The sequence below is a fragment of the Arthrobacter sp. J156 genome, from assembly GCF_056172865.1.
In genome coordinates this window covers 2,475,774-2,490,907 of record NZ_CM149650.1, presented here as the reverse complement: position 1 = coordinate 2,490,907, position 15,134 = coordinate 2,475,774, and the positions used below count along the sequence as shown (strand labels likewise).

Genomic DNA, 15,134 nt, shown 5'->3' with positions numbered 1-15,134 from the left:
GCTGAGATGACTGGAGGGGACGGTGCCGAGGGCGCGGTCTCGGTGGTGTGGTTCCGCGACGACCTGCGCACGGCGGACCACCCCGCGCTCGCCGCCGCCCTCGCCGCGGGGCCGGCCGTCGGACTGTTCGTCCTCGACGAGGCCTCGCCCGGGGTCCGCCCGCTCGGCGGGGCGGCGCGGTGGTGGCTGCACCACGCGCTCCAGGAGCTCGGGGAGCGGCTGGCCGGACTCGGCGTGCCGCTCATCCTGCGCCGTGGCCCGGCGGCCCGCGAGGTCGCCGACGTCGTGCGCGCACTCGCGGCCGGGCGGCGCGGGGCCGGTCCCGGAAGGGCGGTGGGACTGCACTTCAACGAGCGCCACGGCGGTCCCGAGCGCGCCGTGGACGCCGAGGCCACCCGGGAACTGCGCACGACCGGGGTCGCCGTGCACGCGCACCGGGCCCTGCTGTTGCATGACCCGGCCACGCTCCTGACCTCGACCGGCGGCCACTACCGCGTCTTCACGCCCTTCTCCCGCGCCGTCGTCGACCGCGCCGGGGGAGGCTTCCGCCGGCCCGAGGGCGTGCCGCGGCCGGCCGCCGGCACCATCCCGCCCGCGCCGTCGCCCGTCCCCGCCGCGCGGGACACCGTCCGCGCCGGTGCCTCGTCCGACGGTCCGCCGTCGTGCTCCGCAGCCCCGGCGGGGGAACCGGCGCGGCTCCCGCGCTCCGATGCGCTCGCCGACTGGGGCCTCGACGCCCGCGGCGCCGCGTGGACCAGGGGGCTCGACGAGGCCTGGCGCCCGGGGGAGTCCGCCGCGCTGGAGCGCCTCGATCAGGTTCGCGCCGGCGGGCTGGCCGCCTACGGCGCCGAGCGCGACCGGCCCGACCTCGACGGAACGTCCCGCCTGTCGCCGGCGCTGCGCTGGGGGCACGTGAGCCCGCACCAGCTCTGGTGGGCCGTGGAGGAGTCCCGTGCCGCCGCGGACGACGCCGGCTCGGCCGCCCAGCTGCAACGGCAGCTGCTGTGGCGGGAGTTCTCCTGGCACCAGCTGCACCACGAGCCCCGGCTTCCCACGGAGAACCTGCGGCCGGAGTTCGACGCCTTTGACTGGGCGCGGGCCGGCGACGGACCCGGAGAGGCCGCGGCGTTCTCCGCGTGGCGCCGGGGCGAGACGGGCTTCGCCATGGTCGACGCCGGCATGCGCCAGCTGTGGAGGACGGGTTGGATGCACAACCGGGCCCGCATGGTCACCGCGAGCTTCCTCGTGAAGAACCTGGGGCTGCACTGGAGGGACGGCGAGGCCTGGTTCTGGGACACGCTCGTGGACGCCGACGCCGCCTCCAACCCCGTGAACTGGCAGTGGGTCGCGGGCTGCGGGAACGACGCCGCGCCCTACTTCCGGGTGCTCAACCCCGAGCGGCAGCGCGCCCGCTTCGACCCGGCCGGGCGGTACGCGGCCCGGTTCGCGCCCGAGGTGAGGGACCCCGTCGTCGACCTCGCCGAGAGCCGGGCGGCGACGCTCGAGGCCCATGCCCGCATGCGCGCCGCGCGGGGCTAGGATAGTTAGCCAAGCTTGATACCAGTCCAGCCGCGGCCCAGCGGCGAGAGAAACCCGAGAGGTGCCTGAGCCCATGACCGACGCACCGCGGCACGAGTCGTTCAGCCTGGCCTCGAGCGATCCCGAGGGGCGCCTCGTCGACCGCGGCGGGCTGGGCCCGGCGGAGCTGGCGCAGGTCGACGCGATCATGGAGCAGATGGGGCGCCTGCGCGCGGCCGAACGCGCGATCGCCGCGGCCTCCCAGCGCTACATGCGGCTCGGCGAGACGGACATGCGGGCGATCCGCTTCCTCATCTCCGCGAAGAACACCGGCGGCACGGTGACGCCCGGCGCTCTCGCCCGGCACCTCGGGATCACGACCGCGTCCATCACCAAGCTCCTCGACCGGCTCGAGGCAGGAGGCCATGTGGTCCGGAGCCCGCATCCCACGGACCGCCGCTCGCAACGCATCGAGGTCACCGCCGAGACGCACCTGGTCGCGCGGGAGCAGGTCGGCCGGCACCACGCCGTGCGCTTCGGCGCGGCCGCGCGGCTCACGCCCGCCGAGCGCGACGTCGTCATCCGCTACCTGCGGGAGTCGGCGGACGACTTGAGCGCGAGCCTCGGCGCGGCGGAACCTGGCGCCTAGGGCTCGATCCCCGCGGCGGCCGGCAGGAACGGGCGTCCCGCCTTGGCGCAGCAGCCCGGCCGGCAGACGTCGTACCACGGGCCGAGGGGCGTGGTCCGGGCCCGCTCGGAGGCCGGGACCCCGGAGAGCCGCTCCTCGACAAGGTCCGCGAGCCCCGCGACGAACGCCGGATGCGTGCCCGGAGTGGGCGTGCGGATGAACGCGAGTCCGGCGTCGCGGGCCGTCTCGGCCGCCTCCTCGTCGAGGTCCCACATGACCTCCATGTGGTCGGAGACGAAGCCGATCGGCACCACGACCACGGCCCGGCGACCCACCCCGGGCAGCGCGGAGATCGCGTCGTTCACATCCGGCTCGAGCCAAGGCTGCGAGGCGGGCCCGGAACGCGACTGGTAGACCAGCTGCCACGGCGGGGTCACTGCGTCCCGCCCGGTCTGGGCCGCGAACTCCCGCGCCGCCTCCCCGGCCACGAGCCCGGCGATGGCCCGGTGCTGGGCGGCGTAGGCGCCGCCCCCGCCGAAGTCCCGCGCGGGAGGGCCCGATGCCTCGGCGTCGCCGAGCGGAATCGAATGGGTGGCGAAGAGGAGCTCGATGTCCGTGGCCGGATCGAGCGACGCGTCGTCGTGGACCAGGTCGCGCAGCGCTGCCGCGACCGTCTCGACGAAGGGCCGGACGAATCCCGGGTGGTCGAAGTACTGGCGGACCTTGTCCAGCTCGATCCGCCCTCCCGCGGCCGAGCCGGCGCGTGCCAGATCCTCCCGGTACTGGCGGCAGCTGGAGTAGGAGGAGTAGGCGCTCGTGGTCACGGCCAGGACGCGGCCCATCCCGGCGTCGGCCGCCTCCCGCAGGACGTCGTCGGCGAATGGTGCCCAGTTCCGGTTCCCCCACAGGACGGGGAGCCGGCTGCCGCGGCGGCGCAGCTCGGCCTCGAGGGCCTCGCGCAACGCGCGGTTCTGCGCGTTGATCGGGCTCACGCCGCCGAAGTGACGGTAGTGCGTGGCGACTTCCTCGAGTCGTTCGTCGGGGATTCCGCGCCCGCGCGTGACGTTGCGCAGGAACGGGATGACGTCGTCCTGCCCTTCGGGGCCGCCGAAGGAAAGCAGGAGCACGGCGTCGTAGTCCGTGGGCTGTTCGACGTGGGGCTGCGTCCGGGCGCTGCTGGTCATGGGTTCCGCCTCTTCCTAGGTCTCTTGCGTAGAAAGTATCATGCCTGTCTAGCTAAATTCTTCCCTCACCCCCTCTCGCCTTGCCCCGCAACACCCACCGGGGAATCGTCGTGACGCGCGCGCTATGACAGCGCGAGGATGGATCGAGATGAGGGGAAGGCAAGCGCGGGTGAGGGTAGCGGGCGGCGTCGGTGGCCGGGCGCCGGGCGTGCCGGCGCCTAGGCTGGGGCCGTGGCCTCCAACCACCCGCACGCCGCGCCGTCGTCCGGCTCCCCGCGCGACGACTCCGACGCCCGCCCCGTGCGCCCCCGCCACGGTTCCCTCCGCGCCGCGCGCTGGGCGGCCCTCGCCGCGGCCCTGCTCTGGTGGGGCGGCGGTGCCCTCTACGACGCCCTTGCCGCGGGCACCTCCCGGATCCCCGTCGAGGCGGCCGGCCTCGTGCTGCCGACGACCGTCCCGCGCTGGGTCGCCGCATCGCAAGCCCCGTGGAACCTCCTCGTGCCGCTCGCCTCGGCGCTGCTGCTCGGCGCCCTCGTCTTCGCCCTGGCCCGCCTCGTCCTTCCCCGGACCGGTGGCGGGGAGGACGATGCCGATGCCGCCTCCCGCGCGCCCCGCTTCCTCGCGCTGTGGTTCTCCGTGGTGCTCGCGGTCCGCCGGCGGGCGCCGGACGCGCCCGGCCGTTCGCCGGACGCCCCGCCCCGCACTGCGGCCCTCGCCGTCGTCGTCCTCGAACCCGGTGGAGCGGCCCGCGCCCTCCTGGGGTGGAATGCCATGGCGGGGGCGGGCGACACACGCGCGGGCACGCTGCTCGTGGCGCCGTACGCGGGCGCCGAGCGCGCCAAGCTCCCCGTGGACCTCGACATCGTGGACGGCGGCGCGGTGGCCGTGACCGCGTGGGAGCCGGTGGGGTCCGCGCGCCCCTAGACTGGCCGGGTGAGCCAGCAGTACGACGCCGAACCCGCGCCTCCCGGCCCCGTCCCGCCTCCCGGGGCGGCGGCCGAACTGGTCCAGCAGATCGTGCTGCTCGTCGATCGCGGGGATCCGGCCCCGGAGGCCGAGGGCATCGCGGCCGCCGCGCTCGCTTCCGTGGCCGCGTTCATCGCCGCGCCCGAGGCCGCCGGGTGGAGGCCGTGGGCCGAGGGCTCCTTCGCGAAGGCCGTCCGGCGCGCCGACGCCAAGGCGTTCGCCAAGGTCCGGGACGGGTTCCCCGACCATGCGCTCGCCGCGTCCGGCGCGGGCCGGGCGATCGCGTTCGAGCCCGTCGCCGCCGATGCGGTCCCGCCGCGGATCCGCAAGCTCCAGGTCTCGGGCACCGAGCTGCCGCGTGCCACCCCGGCCGGCCACGCCGTCCCGGCCGAGCGCGGTGCGAAGGGAGGGGGCGCGCCCGGGGCGGGCCCCGGCGCCGCGCCCTCCGGGGATCCCGCGGGGCTCGTGGTGGTGCTCAACGACGCCCTGGGCATGTCCACGGGCAAGGCGGCGGCGCAGGCCGCGCACGCGCTCTTCGCGTGGCTGCTCGCGGCGGATCCGGCGCGGCTGGACGCCTGGCTGCGCGCCGGGCGCCCGCTCGCGGTGCGGCGGTTGGATGCGGCGGCGTTTGACCAGGCCGTGGCCGTGAGCGGGGCCGGGCCGCTGATCCAGGATGCGGGCCGGACGGAGATCGCCCCGGGGTCGGCGACGGCGTGCGTGGTCGATGACGTGGAACGATTTGCTTGAACTCTCAACTAAATCGGCGTACGCTGGACCCATGAGCACAGCCACGGCCCTTCCCCCGGTCCTCTTCCTCTCCCACGGCGCCCCGCCGCTGGCCGACGACGCGACGTGGACCGCGGAGCTGGCCGGGTGGTCCGGGACGTTCGAGAAGCCCAAGGACATCCTGATGATCTCCGCGCATTGGGAGAACGCGCCCGTCACGCTGAGCGCCTCGGCCCGCAAGCAGGAGCTCGTCTACGACTTCTGGGGCTTCCCGCAGCGCTACTACGACGTCCGCTACGACGCCCCGCTCGCCCCCGGCCTCGCCGACGAGGTCGCGCGGCTCGCCGGGACGCACGGCCACCACGTCGAGCGCGACGAGACCCGCGGGCTGGACCATGGTGCCTACGTCCCGCTCAAGGAGATGTTCCCCGACGCCGACGTGCCCGTGGTCCAGATGTCCATGCCCACGCTCGACCCGCAGGGCCTGTTCGAGCTCGGCAAGACCCTCGCCCCGCTGCGCGAACAGGGAACGCTGATCGTCGGCTCCGGCTTCACGACGCACAACCTGCGCTGGTTCAACCCGGCGGCCGGGCCCGACGGCGAGCCGCCCGCGGCCTCGAGCGAGTTCGATCACTGGGCCGAGGAGGCGATGGCCCGCGGCGACGTCGACTCCATCCTGGACTTCCTGAACAAGGCGCCGGCCGCCCGCGAGGCCCACCCGCGCTCCGAGCACTGGGCGCCGCTGTACGTGGCGCTGGGCGCGGCCTACGCCTCGGGCGGGATCGACGCGAAGACCGCGATCGACGGCTTCTGGTTCGGCCTCTCGAAGCGGTCCTGGACCCTGGGCTGACCGCCCGACTCCGACTAGCCACTGACCCGCCATCCCCCGCATCACGATCCAGCGCAGCGTCGTTACGCGTGCCGCTGAACAGCGCTGGAGCGGATCGTGTTGCGGAATCGGGCGCGCCGGGCGGTCGGCGCGTTGTGAGGGGACAGAAGCCCCTGGCGAACGCCTGTGGACAACGCGGGCGGGCCCCGGCGTCGTTCGCCAGAATCGGAGGATGCGCCCACCCGGACCCTTTCCCCCAGAACTCAGCCGACGCGTCTTCACGCTCGCCCAAGCGCGCCGCGCCGGGGTGACGCCCGCCCGCCTCCGCTCCTCCGATATCCTCCGGATCGACACCGGCCTCTACGCCCAGGGGCTCGAGCAGCCGAGCGAGGCCGCGCTGTTAGCGGGGTTCACGGCGCGGCACCGTGAGACGTGGGGGTCGCACGTGACGGCCGCCCGCCTCCACCGCCTGCCGCTGCCGAGGCGGCTCGAGGGGGATGCGCGGCTGCACCTCTCCCGCGCGCGGCGGATGCCGCCGCTGAGCGTGAACGCCGCCGTCGTCCACCGCATCCTCCTCCGCCCGGGCGAGACGATGGAGCTGGAACCGCCCGACGACGGCCCTCCCGGCTTCGCGCCACCGGTCAGTACGCGCGAACGGACGTGGATCGATCTGGCTCAACTGCTACCGCTCGGCGACCTTGTGGCGCTCGGCGACCACTTGGTGCGTATTCCGCGGGCGAGGTTCGAGAGCCGGAGCGAGCCGTGGTCCACGCCCGGGGCGCTGGCGAGGATGGCTGCCGACCACACCGCCTACCCGGGCATCGTGCGGGCGCGGGAGGCGCTGGAACTCGTGCGCGTCGGCGCGGACTCGCCCGCCGAGACGAAGCTGCGGCTCGCGCTCGTCAAGGACGGGCTGCCGGAGCCCGAGCTACAGGTCTCGGCGGATCCGTCGGACCCGTTCGCCCCGGTCGCGGACCTCGGCTACCGCCGGTGGCGGCTCGCCCTGCAGTACGACGGCGATCATCACCGCACGCGCGAGCAGCTCGCCTCCGACAACCGGCGGGACCTGCGGTTCGCCCAGGCCGGGTGGCGGGTCATGAAGTTCGACTGGCAGGACTACCGGGGCGGGTTCGCGCGGGCCGTGCGGCTCGTGGGGGAAGCGATCGCGACGGCGGGGCGCGCGGCCTGACGCCGCGAGGCGACCCGGACGCAATACTCTCCGGGGAATCGCTGCTCTCAGCGCTGGGAAGGACGCTGAAGTGGATAGTGATGCGAATGGCGGTGGGCGAGCGGGTGAGCGGGCGTGCGGGTCAGGGGCGGGCGGCGGGGGCGAGGACCTTCGTCAGCGTGCCGATGTAGAACTCGCGGACCTCGTGCCGCGTGGCCGCGCCCGAGCGCTCGAACTCCCATGCCCCGTAGAGCATCGACCAGACCACGCTCGTGATCCAGGCCGAGGGGAGCGAGGAGTCGATCGATCCGTCCGCGTGCCCGCGCTCGACGAGCCGCCGCAGCGCCGCGTCGTCGTAGTCCTCGGTGCCGCCCCCCGGGCCGCCGCCGGCGCCCTCGCCGCCCGCGCCGGCGTCGTTCCCGGCGTCCTTTCCGACTCCGTCCGGGGCGCAGTCCTCCGCCGCGCGGGACTCGACGCCGGACCACCACCAGATGAACAGCTCGCTGAGGTCCAGGTACTCGTGGAGCAGCCGGACGATCGCCTCCAGCCCCGTTCCCTCCCCGGGCCGCGCGCGCTCGGCGGCCCGCGCGGACTCCGCCTCGACGAATCCGCCGAGGCACTCGCGCAGCGAGGCGCGGTCCGGGTAGTAGCGGTGCAGGGTGCTGCGCGACACCCCCGCCGCGTCGGCGATCGCGCCCATCGTGGCCTGCGGGTTCTGGGCCAGCACGGGCAGCGCGGCGCGCAGGATGCGCTCCCGCGTCCGCTCGCGCACGCGCCCGTTGCCGCTCTCGCTCGTCATGCCGCCAATGTACAACCCCGTCCGGCGATGGGACTAGTCTTGACATTTTTGGGACAGAGTCGTCCCATGATTTCATGACGCAGCCCACCAGCCCCCGCTCCCGGTCCGGCATCCTCTGGTCCTACGCGCGCCCCCACGCCCGGGTCCTGGTCCTCGGGCTCGTCCTCGCGCTGCTCGGCTCGGCCATGGGGCTCGCGAGCCCGATGGTGACCAAGTGGATCCTCGACAGCCTCGAGGCCGGGCAGTCGCTGCGCGATCCCGTGCTCGTCCTGACCTTCCTCATGGTCGTGGGCGCTGCGATCGGCTGGTGGCAGTGGGTCCTGCTCGGCACGCTCGCCGAGCGGATCGTCTACCAGGCCCGCGAGCGCATGATCCGCCGCTACTTCCGCGCCAAGGTCCTCGCACTCGCCGCCCGGCCCACGGGCGAGCTCGTCACGCGCGTCACGTCGGACACCGTGCTGCTGCGGGAGGCGGCGTCCTCGAGCGTGATCGGCCTGATCAACGGCGTCGTGATGCTGATCGGCACGCTCGTCCTCATGGCCGTCCTGGACTGGCCGCTGCTCGTGACCACCGCCGTGGCCGTGATCGTCGTGGTGATCCTCTTCGCCACCCTCATGCCGGCCATCGCGGTGGCGCAGGAGAAGGCCCAGGAGGCGGTCGGCGACCTCGGCGGCCGGCTCGACGGGGCGCTGCGGGCGATCAAGACGGTCAAGGTCTCCAACGCCGAGGACCGGCAGGCCGGCACGCTCCTGGCCCACGCCGCGAGCGCCCGCGAGCACAGCGTCCGCTCCGTGCGCCGCGAGGCGATGGCCTGGACATATGCCTGGACCGGCATCCAGGCGACGATCATCGTGATCCTGGGCTACGGCGCCGTCCGCGTGGCGCAGGGCGAGATCGGGGTCTCCACCCTCATCGCGTTCCTCCTCTACGCGTTCGGCCTCATGGGCCCCATCACCGAACTCAGCGGAAACCTCACCACGCTCCAGTCCGGCATCGCCGCGGCCGGCCGGATCCGCGACGTCGAGGGCCTCGAGCTCGAGCCGCGCGCCCGGGCCGCGTCCGACGTCCCTCCCGCCGGGACGGCACCCGCGCTGCCGGCGGCGCGCGAAGGCACCGGATCCGGCGTCGTACCCGGCGCCCTCCTGGAGCTGCGCGGGGTCACGGCACGGTACGACGACGGGGCCGCGCCCGCCGTCGACGACGTCACCCTGGCCTTCCCCTCGCGCGGGCACACGGCCATCGTGGGGCCGTCCGGGGCGGGCAAGACGACCGTGTTCTCGCTCCTGCTGCGCTTCGTGGACCCCGCCTCCGGCGAGCTGCTGATCGACGGCCGGCGCTACGCCGGGCTCACGCCGGCGCAGGTCCGCGGACACTTCGCCTATGTGGAGCAGGAGACGCCCATCATTCCCGGCACCATCCGCGAGAACCTGCTCTTCTCCAACCCCGACGCGGCCCCCGGAGAGGTCGACGCGGTGCTGGAGGAGATCCTGCTGGCCGAGAAGGTCGCCGCGCTGGAGGACGGGCTCGACACGGCGCTGACGGAAAGCTCGGTGAGCGGCGGCCAGCGGCAGCGGATCGCGCTGGCGCGGGCCATCCTGTCCCGGCCGCGCGTGCTGCTGCTCGACGAGGCCACGGCGCAGGTCGACGGGATCACCGAGGCCGCGATCCAGGCTGCGATCGCCCGCCAGGCCGCCCGCGGGGCCGTCATCACGATCGCGCACCGGCTCTCGACCGTCGTCGACGCAGACACGATCATCGTCATGGACGCCGGCCGCGTGGTGGCCCGGGGCACGCACGCCGAGCTCCTCGAGGACAGCGGGCTCTACCGCGGCCTCGTGGAGGCCCTGCGCATCGCGCCCGTCTGACCCGCCCGCCTCCCGTCCCGCCCGCGCCCGGCTCCGCCCCGCAACGCTCTCCGGGGAATCGCCGTTCTCTGCGCTGGGAACGACCCGGGAGTGGCTAGCGTTGCGCTAGAGGGTGGGTGCAGTCGTGGAGAGGAGCCCGGAGATGTCCCTGGAATCGGTCGTCGTCATCGGAGGCGGCGTGGCCGGATTCGCGACCGCCCGCGAGCTCCGCGCCCGCGGCCACACCGGCCGGCTTGCGATCATCGACCCCGAGGGCCTGCCCTACGACCGCCCGCCCCTGAGCAAGCAGTACCTGATGGGAACGCAGGATGCCGCGCGGCTGGCGTTCGAACCGGCGGAGTGGTTCGCCGCGCACGGCATCGAGGTCGTCCACGGAACCGCCGCCGCGCTCGATCCCGCCGCCGGGCGCGTCACGCTCGAGGACGGCACGACGACGGACGCGGGCGCCGTCGTCCTCGCCCCGGGCGCCGCGGCCCGCCGCCTCGACATCCCCGGCGCCGACCACCCCGGAGTCCTCGAACTGCGCACGCGCGCCGATGCCGACCGCCTGCGCCCGCACTTGCGCCCCGGGGCCCGGATCGTGGTCGTCGGCGGCGGGCTCATCGGCGCGGAGGCCGCCTCCGCGGCGCTCGCCCTGGGCGCCACGGTCGACCTCGTCGAACCCGTCGACCCGCCGCTCGTCCCCGTCGTCGGCCCGGACCTCGCCCGCCGGCTGCACGCGATGCACGCCGAGCGCGGGATCCGCGTCCACGGCTCCGTCCCCGTCGCCATCACCCCGCCGGGGGCCGCATCCCCCTCCCTCAGCACCCCGTCCGATGGCGTGCGGCCCGCCGGTGGGGCCGGCCCCGGCGTCGTCCCCGGTCCCCGCCGCGTGCTCCTCGCCGACGGAACCGCGCTCGAGGCCGACGCCGTGCTCGTCGGGATCGGGATCGTCCCGCGGACGGCGCTCGCCGAGGCCGCGGGGCTCGCGGTCGAGGACGGGATCCTCGTCGACGCCGCCGGCCGCACGTCCCACCCGCGCGTCTTCGCGGTCGGCGACGCGGCGCGGACGCGGCTGGCGGACGGGACCCTGCTGCGCCGTGCGGAGCACTGGGAAGCGGCGCTGAACTCCGGTACGACGGCGGCCGCCGCCCTCCTGAGGCAGGCGCCGCCCGCGCACGGGGCACCGTGGTTCTGGTCCGACCGGCACGGCGTGCACGTCGAGGGCGTCGGTCGGATGGCCGGAGCGGGGACGCACGTGGTGCGGGTCGAGGGCGGCGTGCCCGTGGCAGCGTTCCTCGTGGACGACGGCGGACGGCTCGCGGGGTGCGCGGCCGTCGACGGCGGGCTCACGGTCCGGGCGGCGCGCCGGATCATCGACCGCGGGATCCCCGTGGACCCGGCGCAGCTCGCCGACCCGTCGGTCCCGTTGAAGAAGCTGGCCCGCTGAGCCGCCCGCCCCGCCCCCTTAACCACATCACTCTCCTACGACGGGTTGTCATGACGCGCTCATAACAGCCGTACGCAGGAGAGTGATGCGTTGGGGAGGTGGGGCTACGGGGCTTCCGTTGCCTCCGCCGCCAGCTGACGGCGCCGACGGGCCGCCACCATGACGCCGCCCGCCGTGAGCAGCAGCAGCGCCAGGCCCACGAAGAGGCCCGTCTGGGCGCCCGTGTTCACCAGGTCGCCCGCGCCGATTCCGGTGCCGGACCCGTCGCCCGATCCCGCGCCGCCTGTTCCCGTTCCGGAGCCGGAGCCCGAGCCGGCGCCAGCGCCGTCGTCGTCCCCGGAACCGGTGCCGGAGCCGGAGCCGTCGTCGTCCCCGGAACCGGTGCCGGAGCCGTCGTCGTCCCCGTCGTCCGATCCGCCGCCCGCCGCGGCGGTGACGGTCAGCGGCGTCGCGATCGGCTCGAGGCCGGTGGAGGCGACGAACAGGGTGTGCGCGCCCGTCGCGAACCCGGCCGGGACCTCGAGCGTGAAGGTCGTGGTCCCGGAGGCGTCGGCGGCGGGGATGCCCTCGACGACGATCGGGTCGGAGTGCAGCTCGGCCGTGACCTGCTGGCCCTCCTCGAGGCCGGAGACCGTCACCTCGATCGAGCCGCCCTGCTCCACGGTGCCCGCGGAGAGGGAGACCTCGGCCCAGTCGGTGCCCGCCACGACGGCCCGGCCGAGCGGCGCGGGGGAGACGGCGTCGTGCGCCTGGAAGTAGGCGACCGTCGCCTCGAGGTCGATCTGGCCCGTGTCCGTGGACCCGGTCCCCTCCGCGAAGGTGGAGAAGTTGTCCCCGCCCGCGGCCAGGAAGGAGTTCGCGACCACGCGGAACACGGCGTCGTCGGCGATCTCCTCGCCCTCGAAGCTCACCGAGAGGACGTGCTCGCCGCGCGGGGCCTCCGGATCGTAGACGTAGGAGAGCCCCTCGGAGATGCCCAGGTGCAGCTTGGGCCGCGAGGACCCCTCCGGCTGCCACTGCTCCTCGAGGACGGCCTTGATCTGCGCGCCGGTGAGCTCGAGCGTGACGAGCGTGTTGGCGAACGGCTGCACGTCGGCGGCCTGCTTGAAGGTCACCGTGCCGTCCGTGCCGTAGAGCAGGTCCGCCCGCAGCCCGCCCGGGTTCATAAACGCGATCTGCGCGGGCTCGCCGCCGAAGGACTCGTTGGATGTGGCCCACAAGTGGAAGTCGGCCACGGAGTTGCCCAGCGCCGACTCGACGCCGCGGTCGGACCCGGCGTCGCCGCCGCGCAGGATGTCGGCCGTGATCTGCCCGACGCGGACGCCTCCGACGACCTCCGACTCGGCGACGGCCTCGTCCACGAGCGCCGCCACGGCCGGATCCGCCGGGTACAGTGCCGCGCCGTCGGTGCCGACGAGCGGCAGCAGCTCCGAGCCGAGCGAGAGGACCCGCTTCGTCTCCGGATCCACCTCGATGCTGACCTTGCCCAGCGTCGTCCCGTACTGGTGCGCCTGCAGGACCGGTCGCTTGAGCCCGTCCCAGCCTTCGACGTCGTACTCGCAGGCGTAGGACTGGTGCGTGTGCCCGGAGAGGATCGCGTCGATCGCGGGGGAGGCCTCGCGCACGAGCTCGCCGTAGAGCGTGTCCTCGGTGGCGATCGCGGCGCAGTCGGTGCCCGCGGAACCCTCGTGGGTCAACAGGACGACGACGTCCGCCTCGCCGTTCGTCGGGTCCCCGTCCCGCAGCTGGGCGGCGACGCGGTCGGCGGCCTCGAGCTGGTCGCCGAACTCGATGTCCGCGATGCCCGTGGGGGAGACCATGGCGGCGGTCTGCTCGGTGATGGTGCCGATGAAGCCGACCGTCACGCCGTCGACCTCCCGCAGCGCGTACTCGCGCAGCGCCGGGGTCTTGGCGCCCTTGCGGTAGACGTTGGCGCCGAGCGCGAAGTCCGCGCCGTCCGCACCGGTGGCGGCCGCGAAGCGCGGGATGACGCGGTCGGTCAGGTCGGCGAAGCCGCGGTCGAACTCGTGGTTGCCCACGACCGACAGGTCCAGGCCGGCCGCGCTGAGCGCGTCGATCGTCGGGTTGTCCTCCTGGGAGAAGGACGCGAACGTGGACGCGCCGATGTTGTCCCCCGCGGAGACGAAGAGCGTGTTCGGGTTCTCGCCGCGCAGCTGCGCCACCGCTCCCGCCAGGACGGCGGCGCCCGCGGACGGGGCCTCCGCCTGGATGCGGCCGTGGAAGTCGTTGATGCCGAGCACGTCGATCGTGGTGGTTTCGGCCGGCGGGACGACGCCCTCGCCGGAGACCTCGAACAGCGTGGTGGTGCCGGAGACCTCGTTGCCGACCGCGAGCAGCGGGACGCCGCCCGGCGCGTCGGCGGCGGGGATGAAGGCCAGACCCTCGGCGCCGAGGTCGCCCGCGGCGGCGAGCGAGCCGCCGGCCTCGACGGACTCGGCGAAGTTCCGGTTGTTCACGTAGGAGACGAACTCGGCCGCCGCCGGGACCGTGATGTCGTAGACGGCGACCCCGCCGACGCGTTCGAAGCCGATGAACGCGTACGTCTTGTCACCGACCTGCCCGATCGCCAGGTTCTCCGGCTCCGGCCCCTTGTCGTCGGAGCGGCCCTCGAGGTTGGACTCGGTGTGGTTGGAGTTGAAGAAGTCCGGGTTCGCGGCGTGGGTGATGCGCTCGAACTCGTCGCCGGAGTCGAAGACCTGCGTGCCGTCGGTGGTCCAGATGGAGAAGGAGCGGGAGCCGAAGGAGTAGAGCTCCTCATAGCATTCGCCCGCGGCGTCCAGGCCGTCGGCGGTCGTGACGTTGAGCCGGCCGAGGTCGGCGTCGCCGGTCAGCGCGGCGAGCGGCGAATCGGCGCAGACCGGCGCGAGGCCGCCCTTGCCGAGGTCCTTCACGCGGGAGGGCTCCACGTAGTCGCCCCACTCGCGGGCGTCGCCCTCGTTGGCCGTGACGAGGTAGCTCTGCCCGCCGGCCTGGTAGGCGTTCAGGCCGTCGGGCATGTAGACGCCCTTGAGGCCCTCGAAGGTGCGGAGGTCGAAGCCGCCGTCGCGGTCGGAGGGGTCGATCCCGTGGCCGGGGGCGCCGTGGTCCTTGAAGCCGAGCGGCCAGATGTCCGTCACGGTGGCGCTGGCCAGGTCGACGACGGCGACGGCGTTGGCCTCCTGCAGCGCGGCGTAGGCGGTGCCGCCGTCGATCGCGATGTATTCCGGCTCCAGGTTGCGCGAGACGGGCAGCTCGTCGCCGTGCGGGGCGGGGCCGAAGACGCGCACGTCCTCGGGCAGCGTCTTGGCGCCGCCGGCCTCGAAGGCGTGGAAGTCCGCGGTGCGGACGTCGGACTGGGACGGGGCCGCGAGGGCGGAGGGGAGGCGGACGACGCCGATGCTTCCTTCCGGGTCGACGCTGAAGTCGTCCGCGGGCTCGCCTTCGTTGGCGACGACGGCGTAGCTCCCGTCGGCGGAGAGCGCCACCATGTCGGGGAGCGCGCCGACCTGGACGGAGCCGAGCACGCTCGGCGCGGAGGCGGTGGCGTCGAAGAAGACGAGCGAGCCCGGGGCGGTCTTGGGCACGGCCTCGAACGCGATGACGCCGAGGCCGTCGGCGCGCACGGCCACGGAGTTCGCGACGCCGTCGGCCGCGATCTCGAAGAGCTTGGCGGGGGCGGCGGGGTCGGAGACGTCGAGGACCTCGACGAGCCCGGCCTGGGCGTTGACCACGAAGAGCCGCTGCGTTCCCGCGTGGTAGGTGACGATCTCGGCGGCCGACGCGTCGAAGACGCCGGTCTCGTAGCTGCCGACCGGGGTGAGGGTCAGCGGGGCCGAGACCGGGTAGGCGATCGGTTCGGGGACGATCCCCGCGTGGGCCGGGGCTCCCAGCAGGGCGCCGGCGAGGGCCGCGACGGCGGCGGCGGCCGTCCCGCGGGCGAGCCGGCGCCGTGTGCGCCTGGACTGTGACATGGCTGTGCTCCCAAGGAGGTGAGGTGATGACCTCCCTTGTCTACGCGGCGC

11 protein-coding genes are annotated in these 15,134 nt (G+C 74.4%); 8 read left to right on the top strand and 3 right to left on the bottom strand.

Annotated elements, in window-relative coordinates:
• Positions 1-6 precede the first annotated feature (6 nt).
• A complete protein-coding gene (locus tag AC0QR5_RS11390; RefSeq protein ID WP_329861110.1) occupies positions 7-1,539 on the top strand; it encodes a cryptochrome/photolyase family protein in 1,533 nt (510 codons plus the stop codon).
• A gap of 73 nt (positions 1,540-1,612) precedes the next feature.
• Positions 1,613-2,167: a MarR family winged helix-turn-helix transcriptional regulator gene (locus AC0QR5_RS11385; protein ID WP_329861109.1), complete on the top strand. Its 555-nt coding sequence runs from the start codon at positions 1,613-1,615 to the stop codon at positions 2,165-2,167.
• Here AC0QR5_RS11385 and AC0QR5_RS11380 read toward each other — a convergent pair.
• Positions 2,164-3,330 (bottom strand): ferrochelatase, encoded by a 1,167-nt coding sequence (locus tag AC0QR5_RS11380; RefSeq protein WP_329861108.1) that lies wholly within the window; start codon positions 3,328-3,330, stop codon positions 2,164-2,166. The genes AC0QR5_RS11385 and AC0QR5_RS11380 overlap by 4 nt on opposite strands.
• 231 nt (positions 3,331-3,561) lie before the next feature.
• Here AC0QR5_RS11380 and AC0QR5_RS11375 point away from each other — a divergent pair, with 231 nt between their 5' ends.
• The 4 genes from AC0QR5_RS11375 (at position 3,562) to AC0QR5_RS11360 (ending at position 7,040) form a co-directional block, all read left to right on the top strand.
• Entirely contained in the window at positions 3,562-4,254 is a 693-nt protein-coding gene (locus AC0QR5_RS11375; protein ID WP_329861107.1) for a DUF4232 domain-containing protein, read from the top strand.
• 9 nt (positions 4,255-4,263) lie between these two features.
• Positions 4,264-5,043, top strand: coding sequence for a peptidyl-tRNA hydrolase (locus AC0QR5_RS11370; RefSeq protein WP_329861106.1), 780 nt, complete (start codon positions 4,264-4,266; stop codon positions 5,041-5,043).
• 31 nt (positions 5,044-5,074) lie between these two features.
• Entirely contained in the window at positions 5,075-5,872 is a 798-nt protein-coding gene (locus AC0QR5_RS11365; RefSeq protein ID WP_329861105.1) for a dioxygenase family protein, read from the top strand.
• A 211-nt stretch (positions 5,873-6,083) separates the two neighbouring features.
• Positions 6,084-7,040 carry an endonuclease domain-containing protein gene (locus AC0QR5_RS11360; protein ID WP_329861104.1) on the top strand — a complete coding sequence of 319 codons (957 nt, stop codon included), beginning with the start codon at positions 6,084-6,086 and terminating at the stop codon, positions 7,038-7,040.
• Positions 7,041-7,161: 121 nt separating this feature from the next.
• On the opposite strand, the gene AC0QR5_RS11355 is transcribed toward AC0QR5_RS11360, so the two are convergent.
• Positions 7,162-7,818, bottom strand: coding sequence for a TetR/AcrR family transcriptional regulator (locus AC0QR5_RS11355; RefSeq protein WP_329861103.1), 657 nt, complete (start codon positions 7,816-7,818; stop codon positions 7,162-7,164).
• A gap of 74 nt (positions 7,819-7,892) precedes the next feature.
• On the opposite strand from AC0QR5_RS11355, the gene AC0QR5_RS11350 reads away from it, so the two are divergent.
• Positions 7,893-9,683 (top strand): ABC transporter ATP-binding protein, encoded by a 1,791-nt coding sequence (locus AC0QR5_RS11350; RefSeq protein ID WP_329861102.1) that lies wholly within the window; start codon positions 7,893-7,895, stop codon positions 9,681-9,683.
• Between the two features lie 142 nt (positions 9,684-9,825).
• Positions 9,826-11,112: an NAD(P)/FAD-dependent oxidoreductase gene (locus tag AC0QR5_RS11345; RefSeq protein ID WP_329861100.1), complete on the top strand. Its 1,287-nt coding sequence runs from the start codon at positions 9,826-9,828 to the stop codon at positions 11,110-11,112.
• 104 nt (positions 11,113-11,216) lie between these two features.
• Here the strand turns inward: AC0QR5_RS11345 and AC0QR5_RS11340 are convergent, their stop codons facing one another.
• Positions 11,217-15,083 carry a choice-of-anchor I family protein gene (locus AC0QR5_RS11340; RefSeq protein WP_329861098.1) on the bottom strand — a complete coding sequence of 1,289 codons (3,867 nt, stop codon included), beginning with the start codon at positions 15,081-15,083 and terminating at the stop codon, positions 11,217-11,219.
• Between the last annotated feature and the right edge of the window lie 51 nt (positions 15,084-15,134).

Bases quoted from the DNA above. Each gene is read 5' to 3' on its own strand.
- AC0QR5_RS11355 (WP_329861103.1), bottom strand. From the start codon at position 7,818: ATGACGAGCGAGAGCGGCAACGGGCGCGTGCGCGAGCGGACGCGGGAG.
- AC0QR5_RS11390 (WP_329861110.1), top strand. From the start codon at position 7: ATGACTGGAGGGGACGGTGCCGAGGGCGCGGTCTCGGTGGTGTGGTTC.
- AC0QR5_RS11350 (WP_329861102.1), top strand. From the start codon at position 7,893: ATGACGCAGCCCACCAGCCCCCGCTCCCGGTCCGGCATCCTCTGGTCC.
- AC0QR5_RS11360 (WP_329861104.1), top strand. From the start codon at position 6,084: ATGCGCCCACCCGGACCCTTTCCCCCAGAACTCAGCCGACGCGTCTTC.
- AC0QR5_RS11385 (WP_329861109.1), top strand. From the start codon at position 1,613: ATGACCGACGCACCGCGGCACGAGTCGTTCAGCCTGGCCTCGAGCGAT.
- AC0QR5_RS11340 (WP_329861098.1), bottom strand. From the start codon at position 15,083: ATGTCACAGTCCAGGCGCACACGGCGCCGGCTCGCCCGCGGGACGGCC.
- AC0QR5_RS11345 (WP_329861100.1), top strand. From the start codon at position 9,826: ATGTCCCTGGAATCGGTCGTCGTCATCGGAGGCGGCGTGGCCGGATTC.
- AC0QR5_RS11380 (WP_329861108.1), bottom strand. From the start codon at position 3,330: ATGACCAGCAGCGCCCGGACGCAGCCCCACGTCGAACAGCCCACGGAC.
- AC0QR5_RS11365 (WP_329861105.1), top strand. From the start codon at position 5,075: ATGAGCACAGCCACGGCCCTTCCCCCGGTCCTCTTCCTCTCCCACGGC.